This is a genomic window from Pseudoalteromonas sp. DY56-GL79, assembly GCF_041414765.1.
GTDB classification, from domain to species: domain Bacteria; phylum Pseudomonadota; class Gammaproteobacteria; order Enterobacterales; family Alteromonadaceae; genus Pseudoalteromonas; species Pseudoalteromonas piscicida.
Genome location: NZ_JANHZS010000006.1, coordinates 76,727 through 90,374, shown reverse-complemented (window position 1 = coordinate 90,374; position 13,648 = coordinate 76,727). Strand labels below are relative to the sequence as shown.

Sequence of the window (13,648 nt, the reverse complement as noted above, 5' to 3'; positions counted from 1 at the left end):
ATGGCAGTCAAAAATGCACAAGTAAAGTCAGCTTTAGCGCTTTCGATTGAAGAAAAGCTCGGCTACCCCATGGTGAAACGGATCACACCGCTTGTCACTCAAAATGACCGTTATCAGTCTGATAAAAATAAAGACAACCAATACACGGTGCGGACTCAACATGGCACGCTAAAACGTGCTCTAAAGCGCCAACAATTAATCAAAATCCAGCGCCAGCAAAATCTTGAGGCCATTATGGGCATGGCACTTACTTTATGCCCCGAGGTTACCGCCCGAGGTCGCCCCGATCCCGATTGGTTGGAGCACTTCATCACCCTTGCAGAAGACATTGCCAATCACTCTATGCAAAAGTTGTGGGCAAAGATATTAGTGGGTGAAAGTATTACACCCGGCACTTTTTCAATTAAAAGTCTGCAAACCCTAAAGATGATGACCCAGCGTGAAGCAACCGCTTTACAAAGATGTGCACCGTTGTGTGGTTACTTAGAAAAAGAAGACAGCTACCTTATTCTTCATGGATACTATAAAAAGCCGTCTATTTTTGATTTGCTACGTAAAGGCAGCACCGAATCCATCAACTTAAGCCAAGCTGGGCTGAACTTCCCAAATATACTTACGCTGATGGACATTAATATCCTTTATCGGCAAGAAATTGAGTCCGCATCGTTACAAAAAGGACAGTCAATGCAGCTGGTGTATTTACGTAAAAAAATGACCTTAACGGCCAAATCCAATGACTTGGTGCTGAGCTATTACAAGTTGACGCAAACCGGAGACGAGCTAAAAAAATTACTCCAAAGTCCAATCAATAAACAATACAAGCAACTTGTAGAAAAGGCCTTTGAAAGCGAATTTTCTCTCGAGTGGGAAGATAGATAAGTAAGCAGTTTTATTTATAGCATACAGATAAAAACGGCTTAGTCGATTACTCGTACCAAGCCGCTAAAGGAGTAAACTACACTACCTTAGAAATGTAGTTGGATCCCTGCAAATGGACCTGAGACATCCAAATCAGTGTAGATATCATCGATATCATCTAGCTCAAGTACCATAGAGCGGTAACCCACTTTTACCGCCACATCAACAGCCATATTGTCGATAAACTCATAAGCGATACCAATTTGATAATCTTGGATTTTGCTGTCATCAATTGCAAGCATACTGCCTTCGGCAAAAACACTTAGCCCTGTAAGTGGTAAACCCACTTCACCGCGCAAATAACCTAGAGGAACAAAGCCTGAGAATTCAACTTCTTCTGTGCGTGTTTGACCATTTGCAGTACCAGTTACCATGATAGAACCGTCAAACTGCTTAAAGTTCACACCAAAGTCTAACGTCAACAAGTCATTGTCTAGCACTTCGTAATACAATGTGTAGTCGATGTGGTTTAGATCTGCGTTTGTTGTCGCGTCAGTACCTACCGTATAAACTTGGCCGCCAAAGTCAAAAGACTCTGTTAACGTCGTTTGACCATTTAACTCAAGCTCGGTATAGCGTAACTTGATATTTGGTACCAGCGGTACTGGGTGCTCAAGTGCAGCATAGAAACTAGTAAAAGTTTCATCGTCAAAGTTAAAGGTTTGCATATTGCCTTTTTCAGCAAAGCTACCTTCGGTTTCGGTATCCCACCCTTCTGCACCGACATAAAGCCCGAGTACCGTGTCTGCGTGTGCAGCAGGTGCTAAGCAAGCGAGAGATAATGCCGCTGCTAAAAAGTGTTTTTTCATGATGTTATCCTTGCGCTAAAAGTTCACTAAGTTCGATGAGAGCCGCATTGGCTCGCGAAATATAATTTGCCATGACCAGAGAATGGTTCGCTACCAAGCCAAAGCCACTGCCGTTTAACACCATAGGGCTCCACACCGTCTCTTGAGTCGCCTCTAACTCTCTGATGATCTGCTGTAGGCTGACAAGTGCATTTTTCTTTTCAAGCACAGGTCTAAAGTCATGCTCTACCGCTTTCATATAGTGCAGTAACGCCCATGTGGCGCCTCTGGCTTCATAAAATACATCATCAATCTGCCACCAAGAGGTTTTCACCATATTATGGCTTGGCGTCATGGTTGCTTGATCAGCTGCCGAATCCCCAGCTAAATCGGTATTTAATCTGTCTTGACCTACGCTTGCACTTAATCTTTGGCTTAGGCTGCCCATGCGCTTTTCGGCCTCTTTTAGCCAAGCTCTCAAGTTATCAGCACGCGCATAAAACTGACTGTCGCGGTTACTATTATCAGAGATTTGAGTCAAATACTGACGTAGTAAGTCATTGCCTTTTTGATATTCACCTTCAGCACTTGGCCACATCCACGCTGTTGAACTGATATTAAACTGTGGTTGTGCTAGCTTTAAACTTGGGTGTTCAGTCGATTGAGATTGTGAACGACTAAAATCTTTACGCATCGAAAGCGTAAGATCTCGTGTCATCTCAAGCACGCCGTATTCCCAAGCAGGCATGTTATCCATCATTACGCTTGGTGGCATCATGTCATTCGACAAGTAACCACCAGGCTTATTTAAAAGCGTATCCGTCACTTTAATCAAGGTATGTGTCGTTACATATCCAGTGACTAATGTATTGCCATTTTTCTGCGCATCCGCTTTTGCAGCCGCGACGACGTCAAACTGCTCTGGTTCCACACTCCAATATACAGCTATAACATAACCCAGAAGTATGACAGCGATAATGCAAGAGATGATTTTTCCCGTATGATTTCCCATTTAATACCTCACTGTTTTTAGTGATGAGAGTGATGTCCGGCGTTTGACTTTTCTTTGCCACCAAACATGTCTGCAAGTGCGACAACTTCCGCCATGGTGAAGATCCTATCGCCATCAGCAAAATATAGCGTAAGCTTACGCTTTTCACCGACTTTTAATGTTTCTACCGGTTCAAACACCATTAAGTGATAACCACCTGGCTGGAATGTCACTGATTTACCCGCAGGAATAGCTAGCTCGTCAACACGTTGCATTTTCATCATGTCTTCTTTATGAACATGCTCGTGAATTTCAACACGCTTAACGCCTTCAAGCGAAGCCTTAACCAACACTTTATTTTGCTGCGTTGGGTTTTCAATAACGAGATAACCTGCAGTTGAAGGTGCTGCCGGTAAAAAAGTACGCACGGTTGCGTTGTGAACAGAAAGTTGCTCCGAACCATGGTGATGTTCACCATGTTCATGCCCTTGATGAGCTGAAGCGTTAAAGCCGATAAAAGTTGATAAAGCAAAAATTAAGGTTTTGATTACACTTGATTTCATGTTGGCTTTCCTTGGATTTATAACTGCAAATAACTATATCACAGATCCCAATTTAGCGTGTTTTTTATCTCCTACCGCCAACAAAAACCCACAGCTCACACTTTGGCTTGAGCAGATTTGTCTACCACTAACCACACAATTGCAATAATACAGATGAGTGGAAATAGCACTATTAGCGAATTAAATAGCAACGTCATTACTAGCCCAATGAACACAATAAGGAGCATCCCTAAAACACCTGCGCTCAAGAGTGCTCCCAGCACCACCAGCGCTACAATTGCAAATAGCAACGTGAGTATTTCAAAGCCAAACCAACCTAGGTCAAATCCCATATCGAGTTGCAGATCGCTGATGTCTAACCATACCAGTGGCAGCGACACCCAAGATAGCGCCAATAAAAATACCAGCGCTAATAATATACCGGCCACGACTTTCATAGTGCCTACCTCGTCGCCGTTACTTAGTTTTCGTATTGCGCTTTTGGCATTGCAAACCAAGCGACGCCATACGCCAATAGCACCAACATTGGAAACTTAAAAAACAGCAATACCGTTAGTAAACGTGTTAACCAAATTGGCATATCAAAACGTTGTGCTAGTTGCGCACATACGCCACCAATTTTCTTTGAACTATTCATTTGAGACAGTGTTGATTGATATCTATTTTTCATCTTTATCCCCTTTCGCTTTGATTACTCAGTCGTTGCTGTGGGCGAGCCTAGCTCGCCATTTTTTGCTTCAGTTGGGCTAATTCATCGTCGATTTGTTGTTGCTTTTGCTCATCTTCAAAGCGCTGCCATACATCAGGCTGCCCTAAGTCATAGGATTCGACTTCAGCTTCAAGGCGCGCCACCTTACGCTCTAACTCGTCGAACTTGCGCGTTGCAGAGTGCATGTCGTCACTATTCAGCGTTTGTTTGATGGTTAACCTTGCCTTACCAGCTTCCAAGCGGCGCAACATGGCCTTTTCTTTTGCCTTTAATTGCTGAATTTTGCTTTGCAGCTTGTCCGCATCTGCGCTGAGCTTTTCAAGTGCAGGCGTTAGGTCATCAATTTTTTGCTGTGCTTCTTGTGCTTTTTCGGTTTCTCTCTGCTTTTGCTCAAGGGCTGAGCGGGCAAGATCTTCACGACCTTTCTCAAGAGCATGTTCGGCTTTGCTTTGCCACGTTGCCGCAGCTTTATTTGCTTGCTCAGCTTGACGCTGCGCTACTTTTTGTTGGCAAATAAGCTCAGCTGCCGTTGCACGACAATCAGATAGCGCTTCTTCTAAATCACGCACTAACTGAGTTGCCATTTTTTGTGGGTCTTCTGCTTTGTCTAGTAACGCGTTAAGTTCTGCTTTGATAAGCTCTTCAATTCTGTTGATGATGGTCATTGTTCGGCTCCTTTTATAATATAGTTAGACTATTCCAAGAGCCGTGCCAAAAATAAAAACAAAATTAAATCATTGAGTTAAGGTTTTTTGAAAAGAAAAATAGATTTATTGATATACATTAAATAGTGAAAAAGACGATAAAATCGTCTTTTTCACACACAGTATTGGATCAATATATTTTATGCTTCAGGTACAAAAGACAGCGCCTTTTCCATCACCTCTATGCCAGCCTCTTTTTTGTGGCCATTTTCTGATAAATGACGACGGAAACCTCTCGCACCAGGCTGATTTTGAAAAATACCCAACATGTGACGCGCAATATGCCAAAAATTTGCACCATTCGACATTTCACTTTCAAAGTAGTCATACATGCTTCTTATGACTTGATGGCGAGTTTGTGTAAACGCAGCTTCGCCATATAGCAGCTCATCAACCTGCGACAACATAAACGGGTTGCTGTAGGCTTCACGGCCAACCATTACGCCGTCAAGGTGAGCCAAATGATGCTGACATTCTTCAAGAGTTTTAACGCCACCATTAATACTGATATGCAGATCTGGATAGTCTTTCTTTAATTGATAAACACGAGGATAATCTAATGGTGGGATCTCACGGTTTTCTTTCGGGCTTAGGCCTTGCAACCATGCTTTACGGGCATGAATGATAAAGTCATCACAGCCCACCGCCTGCGAGGCTTCAATCAACGCCGTAAGAAACTCATAAGAGTCTTGTTCATCAATACCAATGCGCGTTTTTACCGTTACCGGAATATCCACTTCTGCCTTCATCGCCGCCACACAATCAGCAACTAACTGCGGCTCAGCCATTAAACACGCACCAAAGCGACCATTTTGCACGCGATCTGACGGGCAACCCACGTTTAGGTTTACCTCACTGTAGCCATATTGCTCAGCACGCTTAGCACACTCTGCCAACGCCTTAGGATCAGAGCCCCCCAACTGCAACGCCACCGGTAACTCATGCGCACCAAACGCCAAATAATCCCCTTTACCAAAAATAATCGCACCAGTGGTGATCATTTCAGTATAAAGCACCGCATGTTTAGTCAGCTTACGGTGAAAGGTTCTGCAATGGCGATCCGTCCAATCCAGCATGGGTGCAACGCTAAAGCGGCGAAAGGCATCAACACAGTGATTAGGTGTTTGTGGCTCAAAGGGTGGAGTAGGTTGTTGGCTCATGGTATGACTTTCTCAATCAGGTTTACTATCAATGACCTGTACTAGTTATGTCTATAGCAGTACATAGCTCAAATAGGTGATTGCGTAGTATACCGCAGCTTCTAATACTTCGTTAAGTATAGACAGCGATTTATTGCCAATACCAAAAAGCCGCAAGTAATTGAACTTGCGGCTTTCGACTTGCTTAGGCTGCCGTCACAGTCTTATGGAGAGTTAAAGATACTCCTTCACTTCCGCTACTTTATTTTTTGCGAACTGACTGTTTGAGTTTATCGCAAGTAACTGCTGATAGTGCTCAAGTGCTTGCGCATACTGCTTATTTAACTCATACGCTTGCGCGATGCTGTTATGGTAATAGGACTGCTCGTTATTTTGTGTCAGCGCAAACTTAAAGATTTCGATACCATTATTAACTTGGCCATCTTCAACAAGCTTATTGCCCCACTCCACCAAGATCTCTAAGTCATACATTACACCGGTATCTTGCTGCGCTTTTGCAAACATAGCCGCAAAGTCGGCAAAGCCTTGTTTATCTGTAAGCTGCTTTAAGTACACCATCGGCTGATAGGTCTTTTGCTTACTAGCGTCGTTAAAGTTGGGAATATAATAAGCGGCAATATCATCAACAAACTCAATGGGTAATCCACCCAACAGGTTAGTAAGCACAATCACGGAAACCTTGTCTTCAGGGTAGGTGATCACCGTAGTCGCGTTTCCACCGCTTGCGCTGATCGCTGGGTGATATTTACGCTGAATCACTTGCCAGCCCATTGCATAGCCGTTTTCTTTGGTGTTAAAGGCTTCTGTGCGTCCGTTGTTCAGCTTAACTGGCGTCCATAGCATATCCAACTCTTTAACCAGCTCGCCTTTTTGTAGTGATACAACATAGTTAGCCAGTTCAGTTGCGGTTGAACTCATTCCCGCTGCGGTTCTTAGCATATATGGGAATTCGCCGTAAAAGTTTTTGTAATTTCCCTCACCTAAATGAATATATTGGCGAGCCTGATTTGGCACCATAAATTCAAGATAATCAAAACCTGCCTGCGCTGTCTTTGGCATATTGGCACGTGCTAACTGCATCTTGGTAATAAAAGCAGGAAACCCTTCAGGTGCATATTTATCAATGATTTTACCCAAAATCACATAACCGGTTTGGTTATAACTAAAACGCGAGTTAGGTGTAAATTGAAGAGGCTGCTTTTGCACAGCTTGCCATGAGGCATCAATATCATTCGGTACAATGGTTTCTAGGGCATAATTTGATGCTAAGATCGCTGGCAAACCTGTGGTGTGACCCATTAATTGGTTAATTTTGAGTTGCTGCCAAGCCTTTGGTAAATCGGGTAAGTGCTTACCAATTTCATCGTCAATGTTGAGATAACCTTGTTCAGCGAGCTGTACAATCGCAACGCCGGTAAACGCCTTTGTCATCGAGTTAATCGGAAATAACGTCTGCTCAGTCACAGGCACTTGGTGCTGTAAGTCTGCAAAACCATAACTTCCTTGCTTAATAATTTTATCGTCTTTAACCACGGCCAACTGTAAGCCCGGAATGTGCCTTTCTTTCATGAGGGTTTTGATCAGCTTGTCTACCGACTCAGCCTTCACTAAGGATGAAAATAATGCCGACCATAAAAGCGTGCCAAACCATAACACGGTTGATAGTAAAACTTTGTTGTTCTTGTACATGATTGTTCCATTACTCATTTTCGTTTGAGAGATGGCTCTATCTTTCCAAGTATTGTACCAACCTTAAAAGTCATTATTTATCAGTAACTTAAATAAATTCAGCAAGTGAAAATTAGTGAATAAATTAACGAAAAGTGGTGAGATATACAAATAAATGGCGTTTTTAACAAAGTAACCGAGAGGTGATAAAGTGGGAGTCTCAAGCGTAAACATCTCATGTTGGGATGTTTACGCTTGAGGTGTGAGTCAGCCTATAAGCCGGGTTCTGTTCACTCCCGAAGGAGATCGATAATCATTCGTCTAGGCCTAGGATCGCTCCTAGGCTCAAGCAACCTACCCGGTTCCGATGCGGGCCACACCATAAGGAACCCTATTTGGTCTTGCTCCGGGTGGAGTTTACCTTGCAACCAACTGTTACCAGTGGCCCGGTGCGCTCTTACCGCACCCTTTCACCCTTACCGGTCCCGAAGGACTTAGGCGGTCTTCTCTCTGCTGCACTTGTCGTAGGCTCACGCCCCCCAGCCGTTAGCTGGCACCCTGCCCATTGGAGCCCGGACTTTCCTCCCCCTGATCATTTTCGTCACAGGCAGCGATTATCCGGCTGACTCAGGCCGGCGATTATACGCACTTTAATGCAATAACGCACGCGATAAATTGCGTGAATTACGCTTCTCGCTCAGCAATGATAGCCTTATACAAGGCGTTCTTTTTTAGCCCTAAATATTCAGCTGCTACGCCGCAGGCCTTTTTCAATGGCATTTCTGGCTCTAGTAACTCAATCAGCTTTTTCGCTTCTGGTGTTAATGCTTGTTCATCTCTTTGTTCACCGGGTAGCATCAACACCAATTCGCCTTTTTGCTTTTCAGGCGTTGTGGTTAAAAACTCAATGAGTTCAGTAACCGTGCCACTGAAAAAGGTTTCATAGGTTTTGGTCAGTTCTTTAGCAAAAACGACTTGTTGTGTTTCGCCCAGCGCGATTTTCATATCTTCTAGACTTGCCATAATGCGGTGGGTGCTTTCGTACAAGATACTGGTGATGCCAGAGGCGACTGCATCTTTAAAAAATTGCTGACGCGCTTGGCTTTTTGCTGGTGAAAATCCCACGAATTGGAATTTATCTGTTGGTAAGCCCGAACAACTCACGGCAGCAATGGCGGCACATGCGCCAGGAACGGGTGTGACGGTAGCACCTGCTTCACGACACAGGTTAACCACGGCATAGCCTGGATCGCTGATAAGCGGCGTCCCCGCATCAGATACTAACGCGATGTCTTTACCTTCGTTTAACCAATCTAAAATTTGCTGCGCTTTTTGCTTCTCGTTGTGATCATGCAGTGCAAAAGTTTTTGCTTTAATGCTAAAGTGGCTCAATAATTTACCGGTGTGGCGCGTATCTTCGGCAGCGATTAAATCGACCTGACTTAACACTTTCAGTGCACGTTCACTGATGTCATCTAAATTACCTATTGGTGTCGCTACAATATGTAGGGTGCCGATTTTGTTTTCGTTGTGAAGATTAGCCATTGAGCTCTCCAATATCAGTCAGTAAGATATCCACTCAGTCGTGAAAAAGAAGGTTTGCCTGTGCAGTTTAAAAAGATAGCGCTTTTAGTTGCCATATTGTCGGGGTTATCCGCTTGTAGTACAAGCACAAATGTCACCAAATCCGCCCAAGAAACTAAAACAACTAAAGCCGTTAGCCAATCGGATGACAATGCCGCGTCTTTATTTGCAAAGGCGCAGAGTAAAGAAGGCGTTGCCAAAATCCAATTGCTATATGCCGCCAGAGACGCTGCTATCTTAGAAAAAGACTGGCAAATATTAGAGCAAATTGGTTTAGCGATGGAAGCTAAAGCCAGTGTTGATCATATTCAAAACAAATTATACATCGCACTTGCTCGCAAAGAATTGTCGCAGTATGCCAATGCGTTAGCCATACTAAATACGCTAGAGGGCCGACTCAACACCCCTGAACACCAAGCTTGGTATGAGTATTTACTGGGTAGTATTTATGCCTCTCAGCAACTACCAAAAAAAGCATTGGTTGAATACTTTAAAGCGGCCGATATTGCCAATGAACATAACTTAGCGGTGGCGGGGCTAAACGAAGAGATTTGGCTCGCGCTACAGCAGCTATCAAGTTACGCCCTAGAGCGCTTTGATTCTGGCTCTGTTTTACAACGTGGTTGGGTAACACTGGCTAAATATCAACAAATTTATTTGGGTTCGAGCGTCCAGCTCGACCAAGCCATGAATAATTGGCGTCGTCGTTTTACTAATCACCCTGCGGTTGCTTTGCTGCCTAAAGATTTACAAGGCGCGGTTGCGCTTGAACCTTACCAGGTTAAAAGACTTGCGGTGTTATTACCACAATCTGGTGCGAGCGAGCGACTCGGCACAGCCTTGAAAAATGGTTTTTTAGCTGCCACCGACGAAGGGGCGATTGAAGAAGTCTTCTTCATTGATGAAATGGCATCCGAGTCTGAAATCGTAACGCAACTTGCTGAGGCAAATGTCGATTTTGTCATTGGTCCATTATTAAAATCCAACGTTGAAAAACTACTCGCAGATACAGGTTTTGCGGCTTACCCCACCTTATTTTTAAATGCTCGCGAAACCCTTACGCCTAGCAGTAGTGAACAGTACTTTTTTGCGCTTAATCCTGAGCATGAAGTCGAGCAAGCAATGAAGCACTTTCTTGCTAAAGGCTATAAAAAACCCATGTTACTGGCTCCAGCGAATGCTTCTGGTAAGCGTTTAATTGAGTATTTTGATCAAGGTTGGAAACGCTACAGTGAGGCCGCACCAGAAGTGGGTTATTATACCAATAGTACCAACATGGCGGATGTCATCACGGATATTTTAGAGGTCGATGCATCCAAAGCACGCACTAGCGTCATCAAAAGTCTATTTCGCAAAGAGGTCAAAAGCGAAACACGCTCTAGACGCGACATTGATGCCATCTATATTTTAGGTGATGCAATGGAAACTAGACTGCTCAAACCTTATTTAGACGTCAATGTCAGTACATTTGCCGATAGGATCCCTTTATATGCAAGCTCTCGCAGCTATAGTAAACAAATTGATGTTACTGATAAGGGCGATTTAGAAGGACTTTATTTTACCGAGCAACCTTGGATGCTACCGGGTGCTGTTGAAAAAGCACCGCTTCGAGATGCCTATCAATCTTTATGGCCTGAGCAGGCCGACTTAGAGCAGCGCTTGTTTGCAATGGCATATGACGCCACGAATTTAGTCCCCGAGCTGCGCCAACTGGCTTGGCTCTCGGGTAAAAGTTTTGATGGCTTAACCGGCCAACTCAGCATTCGCGGTGGTAGTGATGTTGTGCGAAAGCTCAGTTGGGCACAGTATCATAATAAACAAATTCGTTTGGTGAGCTTAGATGAACAGCCTCCACTACCATTATTTATGCAACAAGAGAAACCTGCGGGAGACTCTTTGATCAGATAGGATATCTGTATGTTTAAAGGACTATTTAGCAATACACGAAGTAAGGGCGAGCATTTTGAGTTGATTGCGGAGCAATTCTTGGTAAAACAAGGACTAACCCCCGTCACCAGAAACTATCTCTGTAAATACGGAGAGATAGATCTCATTATGCAAGAGTCGCAAACCTTAGTGTTTATTGAAGTAAAGTATCGCGATAGCAGCCACTTTGGTGGCGCAATTAACGCACTATCAAAAACTAAGCTTCAAAGATTAAAGCGTAGTATTTATAATTATTTAGCACAGCAAAATTTGCATAACACGCAACTTAGAGTCGACTTTGTTGCCATTCAAGGGGCCGATCCCCCTGAAATAAACTGGATTAGAAATATTTTTTAGCATGCAAGAATCTATAAAGTCTATATTTACAGAGTCAATTCAAGCGCAGATAGCGGCGGGCGAAGTATTGCCTAAAGCGCTAGAAACCGCAGCTATGACTATGGCTCAGAGCCTGATCAATGGCAATAAAATCATCTGCTGCGGCGCGCCAAGTAATCATATGTTGGCGCACCACTTCGCAACCATCTTAAGCAACTTTTACGAAACCGAACGCCCGTGTCTGCCCGCGATTGCACTAACGAATGAGCAATATAATCTGGCGTCACCAGAAAATGGCAAAGCCAGAGAGCGCTTTGCCAAGCAAATACGCGCATTCGCGCAGCAAGGTGACTTGCTGGTGGCGTATGCCATAAACGGGCAAGAAAAGGCGGTTATTGGCGCAGTGGAAGCGGCTCTTACGAGAGATATGAAAGTCATCGCCTTAGTTGGCGATGATGGTGGTGAAATCACTGGCCTGTTGGGTCCACAGGACGTAGAGATCCGGATCCCTAGTAAACGCCCAAGCCGGATAATCGAGTCACAACTATTCAATACTCACTGTTTAAGTGAGCTAATCGACGCAATTTTATTCCCTCAGGACGAAGTATGATGATGAGAATAACCTCTTTACTTGCCGCCATCTTGTTACTACAAGGGTGTGCTGCTGCGGTAGTTGCTGGTACAGCCGGTGCGGTGTCTGCTGCAAATGATAGACGCACTATCGGTGCACAAATTGACGATAACAATATCGAGATCAAAGGCACGCTTGCCATCAAAGAGATTAAGCGCCTTGCAGACCATGCCAATATCACGCTAGTGAGTGTTAATGGCATAGTATTGATGATTGGTCAAGTCACTAATCAAGAAATGAAAACGGAAGCTGAGCGTGCGCTACGGAACGTTGCTGGGATTAAGCAAGTACATAATCAGTTGAGAATAAGCTCAAACATCGGCATCACGACGCAAACACATGATACTTGGCTGACCTCTAAAGTTAAAACCAAATTACTCGCGGCCGACGAAGTCAATGGCGCAAATATTAAGGTAGTTACCGAGAATGCCGAAGTGTTCTTAATGGGCTTAGTCTCCAAACAAGAAGCAAACTCAGCGGTAGAAATCGCCAGAAATATTAATGGTGTAAAACGTGTGATTAAAGCCTTTGAGTACATCTAAACAATAGCCATAAAAAAACCTGCATCCGCAGGTTTTTTTATTTTATCACTCGAAGGTGAGAACCTTTTTTCTTTTCAGGTTCCGGCTTAGTCTCTGGCGATTGTGAGACTTCCGTCTCTTCTACCAAATCAAACTCTTCATCTTCAAAGATTTCTTCTTCAGGTGTAAATACCGTACCTTCACCATTTTCTCTTGCATAGATAGCCAATACCGCACCGTTTGGCACATATACCTGCATCGGTTGACCACCAAACCGAGCGTTAAAGCTCAGCGCTTGATTGTCCATAGAGAAATTCGTCACAGCAGACGGGCTTACGTTCAACACAATTTGCCCTTCTTGCACAAATTGTGTTGGAACCTGTACCGAGGGAAAGTCTGCGTTCACCACTAAATGGGGCGTACATTCGTTATCGACAATCCACTCGTAAAATGCGCGTAGTAAGTAAGGACGATTAGACGTCATTACGATCTGATCTCACGCTCTGCATCCGTTAGCGATGCTTGGAATGAGTCACGCTCAAATAAACGCAGCATATACTCTTTTAGCTCTTTGCTACCAGCGCCATTCAGCTCAATACCAAGCTGTGGTAAACGCCAAAGTAGTGGAGCTAAATAACAATCAACTAGGCTGAACTCTTCACTCATGAAGTAAGGTGCTTCATTAAAGATAGGTGCTACAGCTAGCAGCGCTTCAGTTAACTCTTTACGAGCTTGAGCCGCTTCATCACCACCCGCAGTGATCTTTTCAGCAAGTGAATACCAGTCAGTTTCAATGCGGTGCATCATTAAACGACTACGACCACGCATTACTGGGTACACAGGCATCAGAGGAGGATGCGGGAAGCGCTCGTCTAGATACTCCATAATGATATTCGCTTGGTACAAGCCAAGCTCACGATCGATTAGCGTAGGAACAGTGCCATACGGGTTAATCTCGTGTAGAGCTTCTGGTAAGTTGTCCTTTTCAGCCTGATGAATATCAACACTTACACCTTTCTCAGCAAGTACAATACGTACCTGGTGACTGTACATACAGTTTGACCCAGAAAAAAGTGTCATTACAGGGCGCTTATTGGCAGCAACGGCCATGCCTACCTCCATTAAAAAACTAAAAGTAATTAAATCACT

The 13,648-nt window shown here is 44.0% G+C and carries 16 protein-coding genes and 1 other RNA gene; 5 read left to right on the top strand and 12 right to left on the bottom strand.

Annotated elements, in window-relative coordinates; genetic code table 11:
* Positions 1–879: a TIGR03899 family protein gene (locus tag NO992_RS06015; protein WP_045964954.1), complete on the top strand. Its 879-nt coding sequence runs from the start codon at positions 1–3 to the stop codon at positions 877–879.
* A gap of 86 nt (positions 880–965) precedes the next feature.
* Here the strand turns inward: NO992_RS06015 and NO992_RS06010 are convergent, their stop codons facing one another.
* From NO992_RS06010 to rsmI, 10 genes are all read right to left on the bottom strand, one after another.
* Positions 966–1,727, bottom strand: coding sequence for a TIGR04219 family outer membrane beta-barrel protein (locus NO992_RS06010; RefSeq protein WP_010376724.1), 762 nt, complete (start codon positions 1,725–1,727; stop codon positions 966–968).
* Between the two features lie 4 nt (positions 1,728–1,731).
* On the bottom strand, positions 1,732–2,718 hold the full coding sequence (locus NO992_RS06005) for a DUF2333 family protein (protein ID WP_371375136.1): 987 nt from the start codon (positions 2,716–2,718) through the stop codon (positions 1,732–1,734).
* A gap of 17 nt (positions 2,719–2,735) precedes the next feature.
* Positions 2,736–3,260 carry a copper chaperone PCu(A)C gene (locus NO992_RS06000; protein ID WP_010376720.1) on the bottom strand — a complete coding sequence of 175 codons (525 nt, stop codon included), beginning with the start codon at positions 3,258–3,260 and terminating at the stop codon, positions 2,736–2,738.
* Positions 3,261–3,355: 95 nt separating this feature from the next.
* Positions 3,356–3,697 (bottom strand): hypothetical protein, encoded by a 342-nt coding sequence (locus NO992_RS05995; RefSeq protein ID WP_010376718.1) that lies wholly within the window; start codon positions 3,695–3,697, stop codon positions 3,356–3,358.
* A gap of 23 nt (positions 3,698–3,720) precedes the next feature.
* Positions 3,721–3,930 carry a PspC domain-containing protein gene (locus NO992_RS05990; protein ID WP_010376716.1) on the bottom strand — a complete coding sequence of 70 codons (210 nt, stop codon included), beginning with the start codon at positions 3,928–3,930 and terminating at the stop codon, positions 3,721–3,723.
* A gap of 47 nt (positions 3,931–3,977) precedes the next feature.
* A complete protein-coding gene (locus NO992_RS05985; RefSeq protein ID WP_371375132.1) occupies positions 3,978–4,634 on the bottom strand; it encodes a PspA/IM30 family protein in 657 nt (218 codons plus the stop codon).
* A gap of 179 nt (positions 4,635–4,813) precedes the next feature.
* Positions 4,814–5,833: a tRNA dihydrouridine(20/20a) synthase DusA gene (dusA, locus tag NO992_RS05980; RefSeq protein ID WP_371375129.1), complete on the bottom strand. Its 1,020-nt coding sequence runs from the start codon at positions 5,831–5,833 to the stop codon at positions 4,814–4,816.
* 213 nt (positions 5,834–6,046) lie between these two features.
* Positions 6,047–7,522, bottom strand: a complete 1,476-nt coding sequence (locus NO992_RS05975) for a serine hydrolase (RefSeq protein ID WP_371375126.1) — start codon at positions 7,520–7,522, stop codon at positions 6,047–6,049.
* A 238-nt stretch (positions 7,523–7,760) separates the two neighbouring features.
* Positions 7,761–8,131, bottom strand: an RNA gene (rnpB, locus tag NO992_RS05970) — RNase P RNA component class A.
* Between the two features lie 54 nt (positions 8,132–8,185).
* Positions 8,186–9,046 (bottom strand): 16S rRNA (cytidine(1402)-2'-O)-methyltransferase, encoded by an 861-nt coding sequence (rsmI, locus tag NO992_RS05965; RefSeq protein WP_253105395.1) that lies wholly within the window; start codon positions 9,044–9,046, stop codon positions 8,186–8,188.
* Between the two features lie 60 nt (positions 9,047–9,106).
* Between rsmI and NO992_RS05960 the strand changes: the two genes are divergently transcribed.
* Genes NO992_RS05960 through dolP form a run of 4 tightly spaced genes read left to right on the top strand, consistent with a single transcriptional unit; the run spans position 9,107 to position 12,520 of the window.
* The gene (locus NO992_RS05960) at positions 9,107–10,993 is read left to right on the top strand and encodes a penicillin-binding protein activator (RefSeq protein ID WP_010376707.1); all 1,887 of its coding nucleotides are present in this window, start codon (positions 9,107–9,109) and stop codon (positions 10,991–10,993) included.
* Between the two features lie 9 nt (positions 10,994–11,002).
* Positions 11,003–11,368, top strand: coding sequence for a YraN family protein (locus NO992_RS05955; protein WP_010376706.1), 366 nt, complete (start codon positions 11,003–11,005; stop codon positions 11,366–11,368).
* Position 11,369: 1 nt separating this feature from the next.
* Complete coding sequence (locus NO992_RS05950) at positions 11,370–11,957, top strand: SIS domain-containing protein (protein WP_010376705.1); 588 nt, start codon at positions 11,370–11,372, stop codon at positions 11,955–11,957.
* Positions 11,954–12,520, top strand: coding sequence for a division/outer membrane stress-associated lipid-binding lipoprotein (gene dolP / locus NO992_RS05945; RefSeq protein ID WP_010376704.1), 567 nt, complete (start codon positions 11,954–11,956; stop codon positions 12,518–12,520). The genes NO992_RS05950 and dolP overlap by 4 nt, the downstream gene beginning before the upstream one ends.
* 37 nt (positions 12,521–12,557) lie before the next feature.
* Here the strand turns inward: dolP and NO992_RS05940 are convergent, their stop codons facing one another.
* On the bottom strand, positions 12,558–12,983 hold the full coding sequence (locus NO992_RS05940; protein ID WP_010605921.1) for a ClpXP protease specificity-enhancing factor: 426 nt from the start codon (positions 12,981–12,983) through the stop codon (positions 12,558–12,560).
* On the bottom strand, positions 12,983–13,609 hold the full coding sequence (gene sspA / locus NO992_RS05935; protein ID WP_017219052.1) for a stringent starvation protein SspA: 627 nt from the start codon (positions 13,607–13,609) through the stop codon (positions 12,983–12,985). The genes NO992_RS05940 and sspA overlap by 1 nt, the downstream gene beginning before the upstream one ends.
* Between the last annotated feature and the right edge of the window lie 39 nt (positions 13,610–13,648).